Origin of the sequence: Variovorax sp. VNK109 (assembly GCF_049445855.1) — a bacterium.
Classification (GTDB): Bacteria; Pseudomonadota; Gammaproteobacteria; order Burkholderiales; family Burkholderiaceae_C; genus JAGOCV01.
This window is the reverse complement of record NZ_JBMSDV010000007.1, coordinates 21,547-40,376: the sequence shown is the minus strand read 5'-3', so window position 1 is coordinate 40,376 and position 18,830 is coordinate 21,547. Positions and strand designations below refer to the sequence as shown.

Sequence of the window (18,830 nt, the reverse complement as noted above, 5' to 3'; positions counted from 1 at the left end):
CACTCAGTCTTCGTCGAGCGTCGCGCCGATCTGCAGCCAGTCCATCGACCGGAATGCCACCGGCGCAGCAGGAAACACGGCCGGCAGGATGCGCCGCGCCAGCCGCAGCCCACGCGCGCTGTTGGCGAACCAGACCACGGCGTCCTTCGTCCTCATGTTGCCGACGACGTACGCACGAAAGCCCGGGCTGTTGCCCCAGTGGAAAAAGCTTTGCGCGCCCGTATCGAGGCCCCATCCCAGACCCCAGGCAATGCCGTCGAACGCCTTCGCGTCCGCATTGAGCACGTCGTCCACACCCTCGCGCGCAACGACGCAAGGTGTGAGCCAGCGCGCATGCATGGCGGCAGACAAACCCCAGCCGCGCAGCACGGCCTGCACGAAGCGGGCGTAGTCCGTGGCCGTGGTCTGCAGCGACCACGATGCTGCGGCCGTCGTCAGGCGCCGCTTGGGCATCGGCTGCCCCAGCATGTCATGACCGATGGCGTGATTCGCATCGAAGCGTGCCTGCCACTGCAGGCTGGAGTCCGCCATGCCCAAGGGCGCGAGCACGCGGGCCCGCACCACTTCTTCCAGCGGCTGACCGGTGACGTGCTCGATGGCGCGCTGCAGCCAGGCGAATGCGCTGCTGCCGTAGTTGAAGCGCTCACCGGGCGTGAAGTAGATTTTCAGCGGCGTCTTCCCGGTGACGATATTGGGCAGGCCGCTCGTGTGCGTGAGCACGTGCAGCGCGGTGATGGCGGCCGATCGCGTGTCGTCCTGCACGTACTCCCCGCACAGGCCTTGCAAGGGCGCGTGCAGGTCGAGATGCCCTTCTTCGGCCAGCTGCAACGCGACGAACGCCACCACCGGCTTGGTGAGCGACGCGGCTTCGAACACGGTGTGCACATCGACCGGCAGTGAATCTCCGGTGCTGCGACGCCCGACAGACAGGACCTCACCGATCTCACCCGCACGAAGCGTCGCGATGGAGATGCCGGGAATGTGCGACGCGACCAGCGGGTCGCGCAGGATGTTGTCGAGCATGGGGCCGTGAGCTTAAACCAGCTTGCGGATCGGCTTGCGCTTCCAGACACCGTAGAAGTACGTGCCCTGCAACAGCAGGCCGATGCCGTAGGTAATCGGGTACGCCATCCATACACCCTTCACGCCGATCATCTGCTGCAGCACCCAGGCGAGCGGGAACAGCACGCCCGCCAGGCAACCGAGCGAAAGCATCGTCGGCACGCGAACCGTGCCCGCAGAACGCATGACCCCGGTGAACACACTGGCCATGCCGAAGGCCAGGCTGCCCCACACGGTGATGCGCAGCACCGATGCCGCCAGGTCGATGACGACCGCGTCGCGCGTGAACAAGCTCGCCGCCAGCGGCGCACACAGCGCGACGATGAGCGCGAGGCCGCCGGTGAGCACCAGGTTCATCTGCAGCCCCACGCGCGTGACGTGCGCCACCTCATCGGTCTTGCCCGCACCGATGGCCTGCGCGGCAAACACGGACGCCGCGATGGCGATGGACATGGCCGGGAACTGCACGAACACCATCACCTGCCCCACGGAACCCCAGGCCGCCGTGGCCTGCGAGCCGTGGGCGTTCACCAGTGAAAGCAGCAACGCGTCCGCCGCCGAGCCCGTCAGGAAGAAAAGCCCGGTGGGCACGCCCAGACGCACCACCGTCCTGAGCAGCGGTGCGTTCCATGCGAAATACGGGCGCAGCCTGGCAAGGCTCAACAAATGCTGGCGGCGATGCAGATGCCAGACGATCCATGCGACGGCCACCGTGTTGCCCGTCAGGCTGGCCCACGCCGCGCTTGTCGTGCCCAGCCGCGGCAGACCACCCCAACCGAGGATGAACGCCGGCGTGAGCAGCATCCACACGCCTGACGCGACCAGCAGCACCTTGAGCGGCGTCACCGAATCGCCAAGCCCGCGCAGGAGCGACGCCGACATGAGATGAAGGAACAGCACCGGCATCGAGGCGAGCAGCACGCGTGCGTACGCCACCGACTCGGGCAGCACGTCAGGTGGCGTGCCCAGCGCACGCAGCACATGCCCGATGAAAATGAAGCCGGGCACTCCCACGATGAGCGACAGCACCAGCGTACCCAGCAGCACCGTGCCTGCCACACGGCGCACCTTCTCTTCGTCACGCGCACCCCAGGCCTGACCGATCAGCACCGACGCGCCGGCGCCCAACCCGATGACGAACGAGATGCAGCACATGAACAACGGAAAGAAACTCACTGCCGCCGCGAGCGCCCGCGTGCCCAGCAGCTTGCCGAGATAGATCGTGGTCGCCGTGCCGCCCAGCGCCTGCAGCACGTTGGTGAGCACCAGCGGGCCGAGGAAGACAAGGAAGCGGCGCCAGAGGGGCCGCTGATGGACATCGGGGGACATGCGGCCGCGATGGTAGCTTGCGCAGGCCTGGCTGCAAACAGGGTTTGCGGCAGGTACGATGCCGGCCATGCACTTCATCGACATCGTCCGCATCGGCGTGGAAGCCGCCGCCGTGATCGCGTTCGCGATGTCCGGTCTCATCGCCGCCGCGCGCAAGCAGCTCGACGTGGTCGGCGCATTCGTCGTGGCCGGCCTCACCGCGTTCGGCGGCGGCACGTTGCGCGACATCCTGCTGGACCGCCGGCCGTTCTTCTGGGTCGAGCATTCCACCTGGCTCTGGGTGCTGCTCGCGCTGTGCAGCGGCGCGATGATGCTCATGCACGGCCGCCACATCGCCCCGACGGAACGCGCGATGCAGTGGCCCGACGCACTCGGCCTCGGCCTGTTCACCGCCACGGGCACCCAGCTCGCGCTGACCCAGCAGATGCCGATGCTCGTCGCCGTGCTGCTGGGCGTCGTTACCGCGACATTCGGTGGTGTGCTGCGCGACATCGTGTGCAACGAGATCCCCAGCCTGTTCCGCGACCGGCGGCCCTACGCCGTATGCGCTTTCATCGGCGGCTGGACTGCGGTGGCCGCGCACGCGTGGGGCGCTTCGGAGCTGGCCGTGCTGCTTCTGGGTTCAATCGTCACCACCCTCCTGCGGATGGTTTCGTTGTGGTCCGGCTTCACGCTTCCGAGCTGGCAGCAGCGGGACGACGCAAGCCCTTGACCCTGCCGATGAGCGCGGCACCTGCTATAAATTCATTCATCTGCGCCCCACACCATCCAGGAGTCACCCATGTCGATCCAATCCGCTCTGAAAACCACTGTGGTCGCACTGGCAGTCGCGACCGGTGCGCCGCTTTTCGCACAGGGCACGCCCATCAACGCAGCGGCGTTCGACGCGCTGGTCGCCCAAGGCCCCGTCGCCGACGCGGCGACCCTCGCGTCGAGCACCTGGGCCAGCAAGATCAAGCAGGCCGGCACGCTGCGCCTGGGCGCCACCCAGACGTCGAATCTCTTCTCGCTGCTCAACGAGAAAGACAGCAAGATCCGCGGCTTCGACGCGGGCCTGGCACAGCTGCTCACCCGCTACATCCTGGGTGACGCTTCCAAGTACCAGTTCACGCAGGTCACCTCGTCCACACGCGAGCAGGTGCTGATCAACAACCAGGTGGACATCGTGCTGGCCACCTACTCCATCACTCCTGCCCGCGCCGAGAAGATCTCCTTCGCAGGCCCGTACTACACCTCGCAGGCGGGGGTGCTGGTCAAGTCGACCAACAAGACGATCCAGTCGTACAACGATCTCGCCGGCAAGAGGACCGCCACGCAGGCCGGCTCCACCGGGCCCGCGATCCTGGCGCAGTTCGCCCCCAAGGCGACCGTGCAGGAGTTCCAGACCCACCAGGAAGCGCTCGACGCGCTGCGCCAGGGACGCGTGGACGCCTACGTGACCGACTACACGCTGCTGCTCAACGTGTTGAGCCAGGGCACCGGCGATGCGCAACTGGCAGGCACCCCCTTCGGCCCGCAGGACCCGTATGGCATCGGCCTGCCCAAGGGCTCGGACGGCGTGGCATTCGTCAACGCGTTCCTCAAGAAGATCGAGGCCGACGGTACGTGGGCCAAGCTGTGGACGGTGGCCATCGGACAGCGCACCGGCAGCACCAACGTGCCGACACCGCCGCCGATCCCCTGACCCCTCCCTGACCCTCTCTGACCGATGGGCAGTGTCTTCCGGCTCCTGGCTGAATACGGGCCTGCCTTCTGGCAGGCCCTTTTGCTCACGTGGAAGCTCACTGCCATTTCCTTCGCGGCTGGCTTCGCTCTGGGCACGGCCGTCGCAGTGGCCCGGCTCCTGCCGCTGCCGCCGCTGCGCTTCGTGCTGACCGTGTACGTCGAGATCTTCCGCAACATCCCGAGCGTTGCGCTGCTGATCTTCATCGTGTTCGCACTGCCCGACCTGAACGTCCTGATCGACTACGAGCCCAGCGTCATCCTGACCCTCACCCTGGTGTGTTCCGCGTTCACGGCGGACTACCTGCGCACGGGCATCAACACCGTCAGCGGCGGCCAGGTGGAAGCTGCCCTCAGCCTCGGCATGCGGCCGGTGCGTGTCGTCACTGCGGTGGTGTTGCCGCAGGCGCTGCGCGCGGTGGTGCAACCGATGACCTCGTTGCTGATCGCGCTGATGCTCTCGACCTCGCTGGCATCGCAGGTGCCGCTGCCGGGCCGGGAGCTCACCGCACTCGTGGCCAAGCTCGCCAATGACTCGGCCGCCGGCATGCCCGCCTTCGCGCTGGCTGCCGCGATGTACGTGGCCTCGGGGCTGCTGATTGCGTGGGCGGGTGCCGCGCTGGAGAAGAAGGTGCGGATCCTCAAATGAGTCGCACGCTGGAAGACATCCTGTTCGGCGCACCGGACCCGCGGGCCCACACTCTCGCCCGCGCGATGAGCGTGGCCGTCGCCGCCGTGCTGCTCTTGCTGGCTGCGGGCATCGTGTACGGTTTCCATGTTGCAGGCCAGCTGGAAGCACGGCTCTGGAAACATTTCGCCTTGCCGACGACCTGGGCCTTCCTGGCCAGGGGCCTGCTCGGCACGCTGGCGTCAGCAGCGACGGCGGCTGTCATCGCATTGACGCTCGGGCTGGTGCTGATGGCCGGCCGGCTGTCGCCGCTGCGGTTCGTGCGGTGGCCGAGCGTCGCAGTCATCGAGTTCCTGCGCGGCGTGCCGACGCTGCTGCTCATCTACGTGTGCTTCCTGGTTCTGCCGTCGGTCGGCATCAAGCTGAGCACCTACTGGATGCTGACCTTGCCCGTCGGCCTGAGCACCGCCGCCGTGGTGGCCGAGGTCTACCGCGCCGGCGTGCTCGCCGTGCCCCGCGGCCAGACCCATGCGGCCCGCAGCCTGGGGATGACCGAAGTCCAGGTCTTCTTCGGCATCGTCTTTCCGCAGGCGCTGCGCTACATCGTCCCGGCACTGGTCGCGCAACTGGTCATCGTCGTGAAGGACACGACCTTCGGTTACGTCGTCACCTACGGCGAACTGATGCAGAACGCCAGGGTGCTCATCGCCAACTACAACGCGCTGGTGCCGGTGTACCTCGTCGTGGCGCTGCTGTACTGCCTGGTGAACTACGCCATATCCCGGGCAAGCCAGCGGCTGGGCCGGCCCGTGCACTGAATTCACGGCATTGGTGGGATGATGCGCGGCATGACACTTACCGATCTCGTCAAGGCCTTCGCCCCCAACGGGCGCCTGCGTGCCTCCATCAACACAGGCAACCCGATCCTGGCCGCGCCGACGCCCGACGGTTCCGCCAAAGGGGTGTCGGTGGATCTGGCGCAGGGCTTCGCGCAGCGGCTGGGCGTGCCGCTGGAGCTCGTCGTGTTCGACACCGCCGCGAAGTCGGTGGACGCAGTGACGCAGGAGCAGGCGGACATCGGTTTCTTCGCCATCGACCCCAGGCGCGGCGAAGGCATCCACTTCACGCCGCCTTACGTGCTCATCGAAGGTTGCTATGCGGTGCGCAACGCTTCGCCCGTCACCGCGATGGACCAGGTGGACCGCGAAGGCACGCGCCTCGTGGTGGGCCAAGGCAGCGCGTACGATCTGTTGCTCTCGCGCGAGATCAGGCGCGCCACGCTGCTGCGTGCACCGAGTTCGCCGGCGGTGGTGGACTACTTCATCGAGCACGGTGCGGATGTGGCAGCGGGGGTGAAGCAGCAGCTCGAAGCGGACGCGAAGCGCATCGGCGGCCTGCGTCTGCTGCCCGGGCATTTCATGGTGATCCGCCAGGCGATGGGCTGCCCGCGCAGCCGCGGCGAAGAAGCCGCGCGCTTTCTCGCGCAGTATGTGGAAGAGATGAAGGCCAGCGGCTTCGTGACCGAGGCACTCGCACGACATGGCATCGAAGGCGCGGCCGTTGCGCCGGCCGGAAATCCGTAGCCCCATGCTGCACCCCCAAGCCCAAGCGCTTCTACAACTCATGGCGGACAAGGGTGTGCCGCCCACGCACACACTCGCACCGCAGGAAGCGAGACGCCTGTATCTGGAGCGGTCGGGCTACACACAGCCTGACCGACCGCAGATCGCGGAGTCGCGCAATGTGTCGATCCCTGCGCTGCACGGCACGATTGCCGCGCGACTCACACGCCCCGTCGTGCCGGGCGCTGCCTCGGGCGACGCATTGCCGCTGCTCGTGTACTTCCACGGCGGCGGCTGGGTGATCGGCGATCTCGACACGCATGAAACGCTGTGCCAGCAACTGGCGGACTTGAGCGCCTGCGCGGTGCTGTCGGTGGACTATCGCCTTGCGCCCGAGCATCGCTTTCCCGCAGCCGTGGACGATGCCGTCGCCGCCGCGCAGTGGGCAGCGGTGAACGCGGCCCGACTGGGCATCGACCCTGCCCGCATCGCCGTGGGCGGCGACAGCGCGGGCGGCAACCTGGCGGCCGTGGCAGCGCTCGCGTTGCGCGATGCCGGCGGCCCCGCACTCCGGTTCCAGTTGCTCATCTACCCCGTGACGGACCAGCGACGCGGCAGCGAGTCCTACCGCACACGCGCCACCGGGTACGGGCTGGGCGCAGACACGATGGCGTACTTCTGCGCGCACTACCTGCATGACGAAGCGCAACACGCGACGGACTGGCGTGCATCGCCGCTGCTGCACAAGGATCATTCCCGTCTGCCGCCGGCCTTCGTGCTGGTTGCGGGTTACGACCCGCTGCGTGACGAAGGCATGGCCTATGCGCAGGCACTGTCGGCGGCCGGCACGCCGGCAACGCTGGTGTCGTACGAACGGCAGATGCACGGCTTCATCACGCTGGGCCGCGTCCTCGATGAGGCGAACGATGCGGTGCACCTGTGCGCAGACCAGCTGCGACGCGCGATGCGCTGAAGTTCAGATGCGCGGGTCGATGACCTGCGCAGGCGTGCAGATTTCGCGCTCCCACCACGCGCCGAAGGCGAACAGCGCCGCTTCCGATCGCGGTGGCCCCATCACCTGCACGCCGATGGGCAGACCACGGCCTTCGGCACCCGTACGCACCGGCAACGCAATCAGCGGACAACCGACCAGCGACCACATGTAGTCGATGGTGATCCAGTCGGTGTAGTGGCGCATCGGCTCGCCGTCGATGGCGCGAACATACACATCCCCCACCGGAAACGGCATGGCCTGCGTCGCCGGGCAGATGAAGAAGTCATGATCGGTCCAGAACGCCGCCACGCGTCGCGCGAGGTCGTTGCGCCAGCGGTGCGCGGTGCGCACGCGCTCGGGCGGCTGCGTGAGACCGCGCTCGATGTCGCCCTGCACTTCCGGCGTGAACGCCTCGCGCGGCAACTGGCGGTACAGGCTTTCCCAGCTGAGTGCATAGGCTTCGCCGCGCAGCACGGCGACATGGTCGCGCGCGCCGTCGCATGCGGGCTCGGCCGCCTTGACCTGCATACCGCCTGCGGCAAGCTGCGATGCGAGCCGGTCCATCGCATCGCGGATTTCGCGCGCGACCGGCAGGCCACCGGGCGATGCACTGATGGCCACGCGCGCAGGTTTGTTCAACGGCGCACGAGCCGCAGGAAGGAACGGCGCGTCTGGCGAGGGCGCGGACATCGGGTCACCCGCGTCGAAGTCCACCATCGCATCGAACATCAACGCGAGGTCTTCGACATTGCGCGCAAGCGGGCCGTCCACCATGACCGGGTCGAACGGGTCGCGCGTGGCCAGGCGCGGCACGCGCCCGGGCGTGGGTCGCAGGCCGGTGATGCCGGCGAATGCAGGCGGAATGCGGAGGCTGCCGCCCACGTCGTTGCCATGTGCTACCCACACCTGGCCCGTCGCCACCGCCACCGCCGAGCCCCCGGACGAACCGCCGCAACTCAGCGACAGATCCATCGGATGCAAGGTGGTGCCGAGCAGCCGGTTGGTGGTGTTGGCACCCCCGAGCTCCGACAGGTTCGCCTTCGCGACGGGGATCGCGCCGTTCTTCTCGAGCAGCGCGATGGTGCGATCGGACGCCACCGGCAGACGGTCGCGGAAGATCGCCGTGCCGCCGCTGGTGACGACGCCGCCGACATCGTTGTTGTCCTTCACGACGATAGGCATGCCGCCGAGCGCGCCGCGTTGCGCAGGCGGCACTGCATCGAGCTGCCGCGCCTGCTCGCGCGCACGGTCGAAGCAATGCACCGGCAATGCGTTGAGTTTCGTGTCGACCGCTTCGATGCGCGCGATGGACGCCTCGACGGCTTCGGAGGGTTTCACCTCGCCGCGCGCCAGCAGCCCGGCAAGTTCTGCGGCACCGAGACGGACGAGTTCGCGCGTCATGTCAGCGCGCGGTGGCCGCAGCCTTCGCACCCACGGGCCGGCTGCACGATTCGCGCACCACGAGCATCGGCGCCATCACTTCGGTGTGCGGCGTGGCCGGGCCTTCGCCTGAGATGCGGTGCATGAGGATGCGCACCGCCGTCTCGCCCATGGCGTCCACCGGCTGCGCCACGGTGGTCAGGCGCGGGCGGAACGCGTTGGCCCAGGCAAAGTCGTCGATGCTCACGACCGACACGTCTTCCGGGCAACGCAGTTTCATGTCGGCAATCGCGCGCATGACGCCAATGGCGATGAGGTTGTTGGCGGCGAAGATCGCCGTGGGCCGCTCTTTCTGCGAAAGCATCGCGCAGGCGATGTCATAAGCACGCTCTTCGCGGAAGCCCGCGTCCTGCACCCACTTGTCTTCGTAGCGCACGCCCGCTTCGAACAGCGCTTCGCGAAAGCCGGTGAGGCGCTCCATGCCGGTGCTCACGCTGGCCGGGCCGGCAATCATCGCGAGCCGCTGGTGGCCGAAGCCGAGCATGTGGCGCGTGGCTTCGAGCGCGGCACGCCGGTTGTCGAGAATCACCGCATCGAGCCCGAACTCCGGCAGGCCGCGGTCAACCAGCACCACCGGCACGCGCAACTGCGCGAGCGCTGCGGCGCGGCCGGCCGACGCCTGGCCCGTCGCCGCAAGGATGATGCCGTCCACGCGCTGCGTGCGCAGCAGCTGCAGGCTGCGCTCCTCGCGCGCCTGGTCTTCGTCGCTGTTGCACAGCAGCACCGCATAGCCGTGCGCATTGGCCGCGCGCTCCACCGACTGCACGAGCGATGTGAAGAACGGGTTGGTGATGTCCGCAACGATCAGGCCGATGAGCCCGCTGCCGCGTCCCCGCATGCTGCGCGCAGCCGCATGCGGCGTGTAGCCCAGTGCGTCGACGGCCTTGCGCACGCGCTCGCGCGTTTCGGCCGACACCGGCCGCGCGTCGTTGACCACGTTGGACACGGTGGCCACGGACACGCCCGCGAGCCGCGCCACGTCATGGATGGTGGCGCCGCCGTCGGATGAAGCAGGAGATCGCGGTTTACGCATGGAATGATATTAAACGATTTAAATCAGTGACCGCTTTCCTTGTCGAGAAGCTACAAACCGGGCTTTCCCTGTCAGTATTTTCCCTTGGAGAAACGTGTTTCCTCTTGTCCCGGACCTCGGGTCTGGATTCAAATGTAAAACGTTTTACAACGACACCCATGTTCTATCTGTTCCGCCGCATCCTCGCCGTCGTGCCCGTGCTGGTTTTCGTGGGCGCGCTGGTGTTCCTGCTGCTGCGCCTCACGCCGGGCGATCCGGCCGTGGTGCTGGCGGGCGACTATGCGACGCCCGAGCAGATCGACGCGATCCGTGCGAACCTGGGCCTCGACCAGTCGCTGCCGCAGCAGTTCTTCACCTGGACGGCGAAGGTGCTCCAGGGCGATCTGGGCATTTCCATCTATGCGCAGCAACCGGTGTCCAGCCTGATCGCGCGCCGCATCGAGCCGACGCTCATGCTCTCGGCCTACACCGTGCTGCTCGCCGTGCTGATGGCCATCCCGCTCGGTGTTCTGGCGGCGTGGCGTGCAGGTGGCAAGGTGGATCGCACGGTGATGGGCCTGGCTGTGGCGGGCTATTCGACGCCGGTGTTCGTCGTCGGCTATGCGCTCGTTTACTTTTTCGCGATGAAGCTCGACTGGTTCCCAGCACAGGGTTACGTGCCGCTGAAGGAAGGCTGGCTCGCCTGCCTGCGCAGCCTCACGCTGCCGGCCGTCACGCTCGCATTCCTCTACATGGGGCTGATCGCGCGCGTCACCCGCGCGAGCGTGCTCGAAGTGCTGGCGCAGGACTACGTGCGCACCGCCAGGGCCAAGGGCCTGCACCCCTCGCGCGTGCTCATCCGGCACGCCTTGAAGAACGCGGCCGTGCCGATCGCCACCGTCGTGGGTATCGGCATCGCATCGCTGCTCGGCGGGGTGGTGGTGACCGAGACGGTGTTCAACATCCCGGGGCTCGGCCGCCTCGCCGCCGATGCGATCTCGCAACGCGACTACCCGATCGTGCAGGGGCTCATCCTGCTCTTCGCGCTCATCTACACCGGCGTGAACCTGCTGGTGGACCTGAGCTACCTGCTGTTCGATCCGCGCATCCGCTACTGAACGGACCCCATCGCACATGGCCGCCCTGCTCGATTCACCGCTGACCCTGGAGACGCCGAAATCGCCGCGCTGGCAGCGCCTGGCCGCGTTCGCGCGCCGGCACAAGCTGCTGGCGTTCAGCATCGTGGTGTTTGCGCTGCTCGCACTCGTGGCCCTGATTGCACCGCTTGTGTTGCCCGACCCGCGCGCACTGAACCCGGTGCTGCGCCTGCGCGCACCCAGCGCCGAGCACTGGTTCGGCACCGATCACCTCGGCCGCTCGGTGTTCGTGCGCACCATCTACGGCACGCGCGTGTCGCTGGCCGTAGGCACCGCCGTCGCCATCGCAACCTGCGTGCTCGGCCTGTCCATCGGTCTCTTCGCAGGGTTCAGCCGTCGCTGGGACGGCGTGATCATGCGCTGCATGGACGGGCTGATGGCCATTCCCGGCGTGCTGCTCGCCATCGCGCTGATGGCGCTGTTCGGCTCCGACATGCGCACCGTCATCGCCGCCATCACATTGCCCGAAGTGCCGCGCATGGCGCGCCTGGTGCGCAGCCTCACGCTCACCGTGCGCACGCAGCCGTACGTGCAGGCCGCCATCACGCACGGCGCGCGGCTGCCGCGCCTGCTGCTGCGGCACGTGCTGCCCAACGTCGTCGCGCCGGTGATGGTGCAGGCCACCTATGTCTTCGCGTCCGCGATGATCCTCGAAGCCGTGCTGTCCTTCCTTGGCGCGGGCACGCCGCCGGACATCCCGAGCTGGGGCAACATGCTCGCCGAAGGCCGCAACTACCTCGGCCGCGCGCCGTGGATCCTCGCCTTCCCCGGCGTGGCGCTGGCGCTGCTGGTGCTGCTGGTCAACGTGAGCGGCGATGCCTGGCGCGACCTGCTCGATCCGCGCCTCGCACGCGCCATGGGCAAGTGAGGACGACGATGACCACGCCCCTGCTCGAAGTCGATCGCCTGTGCATCTCGGTGCGCGGCGACGCGGGCTTCCACCCCGTCGTGCGCGACCTGTCGTTCAGCGTGGGTGCGGGTGAGAACCTCGCGATCGTCGGCGAGAGCGGCTGCGGCAAGAGCATCACCGCGCTGTCCATCCTTGGCCTGCTGCCGCCGGGCAGCGTGCGCGTGGATTCCGGCAGCATCCGCTTCGAAGGCCAGGACCTGCTGAAGATGCCCGAGCGCGACATGCGCGCGCTGCGTGGCAACCGGATCGCGATGATCTTCCAGGAGCCGATGACCTCGCTCAATCCGGTGCTCACCATCGGCGACCAGATCGCCGAAGCCGTGAGCGCACACCAGGACTGCGGGCGCCGCGCCGCATGGACGCGCGCCGTCGAAGTGCTGGAGCGCGTGCGCATTCCCGACGCACCGCGCCGCGCGAAGATGTACCCGCACCAGCTCTCGGGCGGCATGCGCCAGCGCGTGATGATCGCGATGGCACTCGCATGCAAGCCGCGCCTCATCGTCGCCGACGAACCGACCACGGCGCTCGACGTCACCATCCAGGCGCAGATCCTCGCGCTGCTGGGCGAACTGCAGCGCGACCTGGGCACGTCCGTCGTGCTGATCACACACGACCTGGGCGTGGTGTGCGAAGTGGCCGACCGCGTGGTCGTGCTCTACGCCGGCGCGCGTGCCGAGGAAGCGCCGGTGGCGCAGCTCTTCCGTCAGCCTTCTCACCCGTACACGCGCGGGCTGATGGCGTCGATCCCGCGTCGCGCGAGCCAGATGGCTCCGCAGGACGATGCCGTCACACGCCTCGCGGAAATCCGCGGCGCCGTGCCCTCGCCCGACCGCCTGCCGCCGGGCTGCGCATTCGCGAATCGCTGCCCGCGCGCGCTGGAGCGGTGCCCGCAATCGACGCCGCCGCTGCACACGCCGTCGGCCGGCCACGTGGTTGCGTGCTTCAACCCCGAGCTGGTCGCACAGGAGATGGCCGCATGACCGCCCTGCTCGAAGCCGACCGGCTCACGCGCACCTTCAGCCTGCCGCAGGGTTTCATGCGCAAGCCGAAAACCATCCGCGCGGTGGACGGCGTGTCGTTCAGCATCGCGCGCGGCGAGACGCTCGCGCTGGTCGGCGAGAGCGGCTGCGGCAAATCGACCGTGGCCAACCTGCTGATGCAACTGGTCGCGCCCAGCAGCGGCACCATCCGCATCGACGGCAAGGCCGTGGACCCGCACGATGCCGCCTCGCTGCGCGACGTGTGGAAGCGCGTGCAGATGGTGTTCCAGGATCCGTACGCGTCGCTCAACCCGCGCATGCGTGCGGAAGATCTCATCGCCGAGCCGCTGGTGAACTTCGGCGTGGGCGATGCGGCGTCGCGTCGCCAGCGCGCGCGCGAACTGCTCGGCCAGGTCGGCCTGCCGGCCACTGCCGCGCAGCGCCATGCACACGAGTTTTCCGGCGGCCAGCGCCAGCGGCTGGGCATTGCGCGCGCGCTGGCGCTCAAGCCCGAACTCATCGTCGCCGACGAGCCCGTTTCCGCGCTCGACGTGTCGGTGCAGGCGCAGATCCTCAACCTGCTGGCCGACATCAAGCGCGAAGAGCGCATGGCCTATCTCTTCGTGAGCCACGACCTCGGCGTCGTGGAGTACATCGCCGACACCGTGGCCGTCATGTACCTGGGCACCATCGTCGAGCGCGCGCCGAAGAAGGCTTTCTTCGCAAAGCCACTGCATCCGTATGCGCAGGCGCTGGTCGATGCCGTGCCTGCAATGGACCCGTCACGCCGCCGCCGGCCCGTGCTGCTGCAAGGCGACGTGCCCAGTGCTGCCAATCTGCCCTCGGGCTGCCGCTTCCGCAACCGCTGTCCGCTCGCCCACGAGCGCTGCGCGGTGGAAGAGCCGGCCCTGCGCGAAGCCGTGCCCGGCCGTTTCGTCGCCTGCCATGCGGTGACGGAGCAGTCCATCCAACCCCACCCCGGGGGCACCGGGGAACAACTACAGGAGACATCACATGCTTGAACCCCAATCCCGTGCGCGGCACGCACTGCGCCTGGTGGCCGCGGCGCTCGGCCTCGCATTCGCCGCATCGGCGGTGAATGCGCAGTCGGTGCTGCGCGTGCGGCCGTTCGGTGACCTCAAGGGCATCGATCCGATCGTCAATTCCGACTACATGGCGCGCAACCACGGCTACATGGTCTACGACACGCTGTTCGCCATGGACGAGAAGCTCGCCATCAAGCCGCAGATGCTGGAGCGCTACACCGTCAGCCCCGACCAGCTCACCTACACCTTCGTGCTGCGCGACGGCCTCAAGTTCCACGACGGCAGCGCGGTGACGTCTGCCGACGTGGTCGCCTCGCTGCAGCGCTGGGGCCAGCGCGACGGGCTGGGTCAGCAGCTCACCGCGCGCACCGCCGAACTCGTGGCGGTGGACGCGAAGACCGTGCGCCTGAAGATGAAGGAAGCCTGGGGTCTCGTGCTCGACGCGCTGGGCAAGCCAAGTTCCAACGTGCCGTTCATCATGCCCGAGCGCATCGCGAAGACGCCTGCGACGACCGGCATCACCGACCCGATCGGCTCCGGCCCCTTCATCATGAAGAAGGACGAATGGCTGCCCGGCGCGAAGGTGGTGTACGTGAAGAACCCCGCCTATGTGCCGCGCTCGGACGAGCCCAGCGGCCTGGCCGGCGCCAAGCGCGCGAACGTGGACCGTGTCGAGTGGCTCAACATCCCCGACACGCAGACTGCCGTGAACGCGCTGCAGAAGGGCGAGCTCGACATCTTCGAGGAGGTGCCCTCCGACATGATCAAGGATCTGGCGCGCAACAACGCCATCCGCGTGGTGCCGCAGGACTCGCTGGGCGTGCAGGCGGTGTTCCGCTTCAACTCCACACAACCGCCCTTCAACAACCCGAAGGTGCGTGAAGCCGTGCTGGCGGCCGTGGACCAGGAAACCTTCCTGCGCGCCGCAGTAGACGACCCCAAGCTCTACAAGGTGTGCGCGTCGTTCTACATGTGCACGTCGCCCTACTACACGAACGCGAACTACCCGAAGCCCGACCTGAACCGCGCGAAGCAGTTGCTCAAGGACAGCGGCTACAAGGGTGAGCCCGTCGTCGTGCTGCACGGCAACGAAGGCCTGACCAACATCTTCAGCCTGGTGGCCGAGCAGATGATGCGCGACATGGGCATGAAGGTCGATGCGCAGTCGATGGACTGGGGCACGCTCACCGCGCGCCGCACCAGCAAGAACCCGCCCGGACAAGGTGGCTGGTCGCTCTTCATCTCCGCGCCCACCGGCGCGGACATGATGGACCCGCTGGGCCATCTGGGCCTGCGCTCCAACTGCGACAAGGCCTGGTTCGGCTGGCCGTGCGACGAAGAGCTGGAGAAGCTGCGCGACCAGTTCGCCACCGCGGCCGACACGGGCAAGCGTGCCGACATCGCCAGGGCGGTGCAGGTGCGTGCGCTGCAGACGCTGCCCTACGTGCCGCTGGGCCAGCTGTACCTGGTGCGTGCGCAGTCGGCCAAACTGAGCGGCGCACTCAACGCGGCGGTGCCGGTCTACTGGAACATCCGCAAGGCCCCTTGATGCTCAAGAACCTCGACCCGCTGCTGGGGCCCGACCTGCTGCATGTGCTGGCATCGATGGGCCACGGCGACGAGCTGGCCGTCGTGGACGCGAACTTCCCGGCCGCCAGTTTCGCGCGCCGGCTGGTGCGCGTCGACGGCGCCAGCGCGACGGCCGTGGTGCGCGCGGTGCTGTCGGTGATGCCGCTCGATACCTTCGTCGACGCGCCGCTGGCCAGCATGGCGGTGGTGGGCGACGCGGCGGCGGTGCCTGAGGCCGTGCGGGAGTTCGATGGCATCGCGTCCAAGGCACACGGCAGCGAGGCGAAGCGCGATGCGCTGGATCGCAACGCGTTCTATGCGCGCGCGCAGTCCGCCTACGCCATCGTGCAGACGGGCGAAACGCGTCTTTACGCCAACCTGCTGCTGCGCAAGGGCGTGGTCCAGCCGGGCACTGTCGCGTGATGGCGAAGCCGCGCGGCGTCCTCGCTTCCCTGGGCGGCATCACCGGCCTGGGGTTCGGCGGCGCGCCGCTCGGCAACCTCTATTCGGAAGTGGCGGAGAGCGCGGCCGAGGCCACGCTGCAGGCCGCGTGGGACGCGGGCATCCGCTACTTCGACACCGCGCCGCTCTACGGCCACGGGTTGAGCGAGTCGCGCATCGGCCGCATGCTCGCGGGCAGGCCGCGCGACGGCTATTTCCTGTCGACCAAGGTCGGCCGCCTGCTCGAACCCGCGACCACACCCCTGCGCGAACAAAGCGGCTACGTGGCCGGATTGCCTTTCAGTGCGCGCTTCGACTACAGCGCCGACGGCGTGCGGCGCTCGCTCGACGAAAGCCTGAAGCGCCTGGGCACCGACCGCATCGACATCGTCTACATCCACGACATCGACCGGCTCACGCATGGGAACGCGCAGCCCGCGCGCTTTGCCGAAGCCATGAACGGCGCGTATCCCGCGCTCGCACGGTTGCGCAGCGAGGGCGTGATCGGCGCCATCGGCATCGGCGTGAACGAATGCGAGGTGTGCATCGACGCGCTTGCGCATGGCGACTTCGACTGCTTCATGCTCGCCGGCCGCTACACCTTGCTCGATGCGTCGGCACGCGAGCGGCTGATACCGATGTGCGAGCAGCGCGGTGTCAAGCTGGTGCTCGGCGGCGTGTACAACTCCGGCATCCTCGCCACCGGCGCGGTGGCCGGCGCGCGTTATGACTACCAGCCCGCGGATGAACACATCCTGTCGCGCACGCGTGCGCTGCAGGCGCTGTGCGATGCGTCTGGCGTGCCGCTGCGCGCGGCTGCGTTGCAATTCGCCATGCGTGGCCCCGCGACATGTGCGGTGGTGGTCGGCGCGCGCAGTGCGCACGAAGTGCGCGACAACCTGGCCATGGCGCACTGGCCGATCGACGATGCGTTCTGGCAGCGCAACGACAGCCTGATCGCCGCATGAGCCTGCGCATCGATGCCCACCAGCACTACTGGTCACCCATCCACGGCGACTACGGCTGGCTCGTGCCCACCGGCGCGACCGCGCCGATCTGCCGCGACTTCGGCGTGGCCGACCTGCACCCGCTGCTCGATGCAACAGGTGTCGACGCGACCGTGCTGGTGCAAGCCGCACCCAGCGAAGCCGAGACGTGGCGTCTGCTGGACATCGCCGCGCGGCCCGGCAGCCGCGTGATCGGCGTCGTCGGCTGGTGCGACTTCGAAGCCGCCGATGCAGCGGAGCGTGTGCGGCGTCTCGCTGCGCAGCCGCTGCTCAAGGGCCTGCGCCCCATGCTGCAGGACCTGCCCGATGCACGCTGGATCCTCCGGCGCGACATCGAGCCCGCGCTCGCCGCCATGCAGGCCAGCGACCTTGTGCTGGACCTGCTCATCAAGCCCGTGCACCTCGATGCGACGCTCGAATTCGCAAAGCGCTGGCCGGGCCTGCGCATGGTGATCGACCACGCGGCGAAGCCCGTCGTGGACGGTGCGCATTTCACGCAGTGGTCCATCGGCATGCGCGCGCTCGCACGCGAAACCCACCTGCACTGCAAGCTGTCGGGCCTGATGACGCAACTGCCGCCCGGCGGCAGCCCCGGTGACCTGCAGCCCCATGTCGAGCTGCTGCTGGCGGAGTTCGGCCCCCGGCGCCTGATCTGGGGCAGCGACTGGCCGGTGCTCACGCTCGCAGCCGACTACGAACTGTGGCATGCGCTGAGCCGCCGCTGGCTGGCCGGCCTGCCGGAAGACGACATCGCGCGCGTCTTCGGGCGCAATGCGCTTGCGCTTTACGGCTGACGCTTCAGCACGGCCACGCGCACATCCGTCCTGAATTCGAAGCCGAGCTTTTCGTACAGCGTGATCGCCGCGCGGTTGCTCGTCCAGGCGTGAAGAAAGGCCTGGTCTCCGCGCTGCTGGATGTTGTTTGCCACCACCGACGAGAGGCGGCGCGCGAGACCACGCCCACGGAAGTCCGGGTGCGTGCAGACGCCGCTCACTTCAGTGAAACCGGGAAAGCGCATGCGCTCGCCCGCCATGGCCGCCAGCCGCCCGTCGATGCGCACGCCGATGAAGCGGCCCATGGTGTGCGTGCGTTCCAGAAACGGACCCGGCTCGGTGAGTGTGGCGAGCGCGAGCATCTCCGCCGCTTCTGCATCGCCGAGCACGACGATGCCGTCGGGGCCGTCTTCGGCGTCGATGGAATGTGTGGCCACCATCTGCACGCCCTGCGCTTCACGCGCGAGCGTCAGGCCGGAAGGAATACGGATGACCGGCACCTGCAGCACATAGACGGTGTCGCCAGGATGGAGCAGGCCGGCGAGCGCCGCCGTGCTTTCGTCGCTGTCATCGCGCGCTGAGGCGAACATGTTCACATCGCGCCGGTAGCGCTTCGCGAGCTCGCCGCCTTCGGCGAGCTGAGGGGCATGGGCGAGGGTGGCCCAGACGGGCCGGTCGAGATCGGTCATGCGGGCATTGTGCCCGCCTCCTCGAACTCACCCGTCGCCGGATCGAACCCCAAACTCTTCAGGTGCAGCGCCAGGCCCGCGTCCATCGACTGGGCATGATTCACGAACCATGGGGCGAGTTGCGACGCCATCTCGCGCACGATGTAAAGCCGCCCGTGCGCGGCCAGGCGAGCACCCTCGCGCATCGTCTCCAGTACCACGCGGTGCTGCGTGCTGTGGCAGTTCCCTGCTGCAAAGCCTGCGCGCCGCATCCATTCGTCCTCGCGCCCGAAATGCTCATCGGTGTGCGCGATGAGCGCGTCCCAGCCCGCCAGCAGCGACCCGTCAGGTGCGACCTCGACCGCAGTGAGCAGTTCGACGAACTCCCGATGGGTCTCGTCCATCACGGGCATGTCCAGCGCGAGCGCGTCGGACCATTCGAGCAGGGCCATGGCAGCTTCCTTGAAAAGAAGCAGACAGGCTACGGGGATCGCACAGCGCCGGGGTTGACGTGACGCAAACCGCCTCGA

General features: G+C 68.0%; 20 protein-coding genes and 1 pseudogene. 15 read left to right on the top strand and 6 right to left on the bottom strand.

Annotated features, from left to right (window positions below; genetic code table 11):
- Nucleotides 1-3: 3 nt before the first annotated feature.
- Both ACO2Q9_RS19545 and ACO2Q9_RS19540 read right to left on the bottom strand, forming a co-directional pair.
- Nucleotides 4-1,023, bottom strand: coding sequence for a serine hydrolase domain-containing protein (locus ACO2Q9_RS19545; protein ID WP_423313861.1), 1,020 nt, complete (start codon nt 1,021-1,023; stop codon nt 4-6).
- A 12-nt stretch (nt 1,024-1,035) separates the two neighbouring features.
- Nucleotides 1,036-2,391, bottom strand: a complete 1,356-nt coding sequence (locus ACO2Q9_RS19540) for an MATE family efflux transporter (RefSeq protein ID WP_423313859.1) — start codon at nt 2,389-2,391, stop codon at nt 1,036-1,038.
- A gap of 67 nt (nt 2,392-2,458) precedes the next feature.
- Here ACO2Q9_RS19540 and ACO2Q9_RS19535 point away from each other — a divergent pair, with 67 nt between their 5' ends.
- The 6 genes from ACO2Q9_RS19535 (at nt 2,459) to ACO2Q9_RS19510 (ending at nt 7,276) form a co-directional block, all read left to right on the top strand.
- Complete coding sequence (locus tag ACO2Q9_RS19535; RefSeq protein WP_423313857.1) at nt 2,459-3,103, top strand: trimeric intracellular cation channel family protein; 645 nt, start codon at nt 2,459-2,461, stop codon at nt 3,101-3,103.
- 69 nt (nt 3,104-3,172) lie between these two features.
- Nucleotides 3,173-4,075, top strand: coding sequence for a glutamate ABC transporter substrate-binding protein (locus tag ACO2Q9_RS19530; RefSeq protein ID WP_423313855.1), 903 nt, complete (start codon nt 3,173-3,175; stop codon nt 4,073-4,075).
- A gap of 24 nt (nt 4,076-4,099) precedes the next feature.
- A complete protein-coding gene (locus ACO2Q9_RS19525) occupies nt 4,100-4,762 on the top strand; it encodes an amino acid ABC transporter permease (protein WP_423313854.1) in 663 nt (220 codons plus the stop codon).
- The gene (locus ACO2Q9_RS19520) at nt 4,759-5,559 is read left to right on the top strand and encodes an amino acid ABC transporter permease (RefSeq protein ID WP_423313852.1); all 801 of its coding nucleotides are present in this window, start codon (nt 4,759-4,761) and stop codon (nt 5,557-5,559) included. Before ACO2Q9_RS19525 ends, ACO2Q9_RS19520 begins: the two co-directional genes overlap by 4 nt.
- 30 nt (nt 5,560-5,589) lie before the next feature.
- Nucleotides 5,590-6,324 carry an ABC transporter substrate-binding protein gene (locus tag ACO2Q9_RS19515; protein WP_423313850.1) on the top strand — a complete coding sequence of 245 codons (735 nt, stop codon included), beginning with the start codon at nt 5,590-5,592 and terminating at the stop codon, nt 6,322-6,324.
- 4 nt (nt 6,325-6,328) lie between these two features.
- The gene (locus ACO2Q9_RS19510; RefSeq protein WP_423313848.1) at nt 6,329-7,276 is read left to right on the top strand and encodes an alpha/beta hydrolase; all 948 of its coding nucleotides are present in this window, start codon (nt 6,329-6,331) and stop codon (nt 7,274-7,276) included.
- Between the two features lie 3 nt (nt 7,277-7,279).
- Here the strand turns inward: ACO2Q9_RS19510 and ACO2Q9_RS19505 are convergent, their stop codons facing one another.
- Both ACO2Q9_RS19505 and ACO2Q9_RS19500 read right to left on the bottom strand, forming a co-directional pair.
- Nucleotides 7,280-8,698 carry an amidase gene (locus ACO2Q9_RS19505; protein WP_423313846.1) on the bottom strand — a complete coding sequence of 473 codons (1,419 nt, stop codon included), beginning with the start codon at nt 8,696-8,698 and terminating at the stop codon, nt 7,280-7,282.
- A gap of 1 nt (nt 8,699) precedes the next feature.
- Nucleotides 8,700-9,770 carry a LacI family DNA-binding transcriptional regulator gene (locus ACO2Q9_RS19500; RefSeq protein WP_423313844.1) on the bottom strand — a complete coding sequence of 357 codons (1,071 nt, stop codon included), beginning with the start codon at nt 9,768-9,770 and terminating at the stop codon, nt 8,700-8,702.
- Here ACO2Q9_RS19500 and ACO2Q9_RS19495 point away from each other — a divergent pair.
- The 9 genes and pseudogenes from ACO2Q9_RS19495 to ACO2Q9_RS19455 form a co-directional block, all read left to right on the top strand.
- Nucleotides 9,743-10,141 (top strand): annotated as a pseudogene (locus ACO2Q9_RS19495) (hypothetical protein); the annotation flags it as partial. The gene ACO2Q9_RS19500 and the pseudogene ACO2Q9_RS19495 overlap by 28 nt on opposite strands.
- 180 nt (nt 10,142-10,321) lie before the next feature.
- Nucleotides 10,322-10,867 (top strand): ABC transporter permease, encoded by a 546-nt coding sequence (locus ACO2Q9_RS19490; RefSeq protein ID WP_423314116.1) that lies wholly within the window; start codon nt 10,322-10,324, stop codon nt 10,865-10,867.
- A gap of 16 nt (nt 10,868-10,883) precedes the next feature.
- Nucleotides 10,884-11,774: an ABC transporter permease gene (locus ACO2Q9_RS19485; protein WP_423313841.1), complete on the top strand. Its 891-nt coding sequence runs from the start codon at nt 10,884-10,886 to the stop codon at nt 11,772-11,774.
- 8 nt (nt 11,775-11,782) lie between these two features.
- Nucleotides 11,783-12,796, top strand: coding sequence for an ABC transporter ATP-binding protein (locus tag ACO2Q9_RS19480; RefSeq protein ID WP_423313839.1), 1,014 nt, complete (start codon nt 11,783-11,785; stop codon nt 12,794-12,796).
- Nucleotides 12,793-13,818 (top strand): ABC transporter ATP-binding protein, encoded by a 1,026-nt coding sequence (locus ACO2Q9_RS19475; protein WP_423313837.1) that lies wholly within the window; start codon nt 12,793-12,795, stop codon nt 13,816-13,818. The genes ACO2Q9_RS19480 and ACO2Q9_RS19475 overlap by 4 nt, the downstream gene beginning before the upstream one ends.
- Nucleotides 13,811-15,391, top strand: coding sequence for an ABC transporter substrate-binding protein (locus ACO2Q9_RS19470; RefSeq protein ID WP_423313835.1), 1,581 nt, complete (start codon nt 13,811-13,813; stop codon nt 15,389-15,391). The genes ACO2Q9_RS19475 and ACO2Q9_RS19470 overlap by 8 nt, the downstream gene beginning before the upstream one ends.
- Nucleotides 15,391-15,834 (top strand): RbsD/FucU family protein, encoded by a 444-nt coding sequence (locus ACO2Q9_RS19465; protein WP_423313834.1) that lies wholly within the window; start codon nt 15,391-15,393, stop codon nt 15,832-15,834. The genes ACO2Q9_RS19470 and ACO2Q9_RS19465 overlap by 1 nt, the downstream gene beginning before the upstream one ends.
- The gene (locus ACO2Q9_RS19460) at nt 15,834-16,820 is read left to right on the top strand and encodes an aldo/keto reductase (RefSeq protein WP_423313832.1); all 987 of its coding nucleotides are present in this window, start codon (nt 15,834-15,836) and stop codon (nt 16,818-16,820) included. The genes ACO2Q9_RS19465 and ACO2Q9_RS19460 overlap by 1 nt, the downstream gene beginning before the upstream one ends.
- Nucleotides 16,817-17,653, top strand: coding sequence for an amidohydrolase family protein (locus tag ACO2Q9_RS19455; protein WP_423313830.1), 837 nt, complete (start codon nt 16,817-16,819; stop codon nt 17,651-17,653). Before ACO2Q9_RS19460 ends, ACO2Q9_RS19455 begins: the two co-directional genes overlap by 4 nt.
- Here ACO2Q9_RS19455 and ACO2Q9_RS19450 read toward each other — a convergent pair.
- Complete coding sequence (locus tag ACO2Q9_RS19450; protein ID WP_423313828.1) at nt 17,644-18,321, bottom strand: GNAT family N-acetyltransferase; 678 nt, start codon at nt 18,319-18,321, stop codon at nt 17,644-17,646. The two genes, ACO2Q9_RS19455 and ACO2Q9_RS19450, sit on opposite strands and share 10 nt — an antisense overlap.
- Nucleotides 18,318-18,752, bottom strand: coding sequence for a hemerythrin domain-containing protein (locus ACO2Q9_RS19445; RefSeq protein ID WP_423313826.1), 435 nt, complete (start codon nt 18,750-18,752; stop codon nt 18,318-18,320). The genes ACO2Q9_RS19450 and ACO2Q9_RS19445 overlap by 4 nt, the downstream gene beginning before the upstream one ends.
- Nucleotides 18,753-18,830: the final 78 nt, after the last annotated feature.

Coding starts and splice junctions, on each gene's coding strand:
- ACO2Q9_RS19480 (WP_423313839.1), top strand. CDS start 11,783: ATGACCACGCCCCTGCTCGAAGTCGATCGCCTGTGCATCTCGGTGCGC.
- ACO2Q9_RS19460 (WP_423313832.1), top strand. CDS start 15,834: ATGGCGAAGCCGCGCGGCGTCCTCGCTTCCCTGGGCGGCATCACCGGC.
- ACO2Q9_RS19525 (WP_423313854.1), top strand. CDS start 4,100: ATGGGCAGTGTCTTCCGGCTCCTGGCTGAATACGGGCCTGCCTTCTGG.
- ACO2Q9_RS19500 (WP_423313844.1), bottom strand. CDS start 9,770: ATGCGTAAACCGCGATCTCCTGCTTCATCCGACGGCGGCGCCACCATC.
- ACO2Q9_RS19520 (WP_423313852.1), top strand. CDS start 4,759: ATGAGTCGCACGCTGGAAGACATCCTGTTCGGCGCACCGGACCCGCGG.
- ACO2Q9_RS19455 (WP_423313830.1), top strand. CDS start 16,817: ATGAGCCTGCGCATCGATGCCCACCAGCACTACTGGTCACCCATCCAC.
- ACO2Q9_RS19465 (WP_423313834.1), top strand. CDS start 15,391: ATGCTCAAGAACCTCGACCCGCTGCTGGGGCCCGACCTGCTGCATGTG.
- ACO2Q9_RS19540 (WP_423313859.1), bottom strand. CDS start 2,391: ATGTCCCCCGATGTCCATCAGCGGCCCCTCTGGCGCCGCTTCCTTGTC.
- ACO2Q9_RS19475 (WP_423313837.1), top strand. CDS start 12,793: ATGACCGCCCTGCTCGAAGCCGACCGGCTCACGCGCACCTTCAGCCTG.
- ACO2Q9_RS19530 (WP_423313855.1), top strand. CDS start 3,173: ATGTCGATCCAATCCGCTCTGAAAACCACTGTGGTCGCACTGGCAGTC.
- ACO2Q9_RS19485 (WP_423313841.1), top strand. CDS start 10,884: ATGGCCGCCCTGCTCGATTCACCGCTGACCCTGGAGACGCCGAAATCG.
- ACO2Q9_RS19470 (WP_423313835.1), top strand. CDS start 13,811: ATGCTTGAACCCCAATCCCGTGCGCGGCACGCACTGCGCCTGGTGGCC.
- ACO2Q9_RS19490 (WP_423314116.1), top strand. CDS start 10,322: ATGGGCCTGGCTGTGGCGGGCTATTCGACGCCGGTGTTCGTCGTCGGC.
- ACO2Q9_RS19515 (WP_423313850.1), top strand. CDS start 5,590: ATGACACTTACCGATCTCGTCAAGGCCTTCGCCCCCAACGGGCGCCTG.
- ACO2Q9_RS19445 (WP_423313826.1), bottom strand. CDS start 18,752: ATGGCCCTGCTCGAATGGTCCGACGCGCTCGCGCTGGACATGCCCGTG.
- ACO2Q9_RS19450 (WP_423313828.1), bottom strand. CDS start 18,321: ATGACCGATCTCGACCGGCCCGTCTGGGCCACCCTCGCCCATGCCCCT.
- ACO2Q9_RS19545 (WP_423313861.1), bottom strand. CDS start 1,023: ATGCTCGACAACATCCTGCGCGACCCGCTGGTCGCGTCGCACATTCCC.
- ACO2Q9_RS19505 (WP_423313846.1), bottom strand. CDS start 8,698: ATGACGCGCGAACTCGTCCGTCTCGGTGCCGCAGAACTTGCCGGGCTG.
- ACO2Q9_RS19510 (WP_423313848.1), top strand. CDS start 6,329: ATGCTGCACCCCCAAGCCCAAGCGCTTCTACAACTCATGGCGGACAAG.
- ACO2Q9_RS19535 (WP_423313857.1), top strand. CDS start 2,459: ATGCACTTCATCGACATCGTCCGCATCGGCGTGGAAGCCGCCGCCGTG.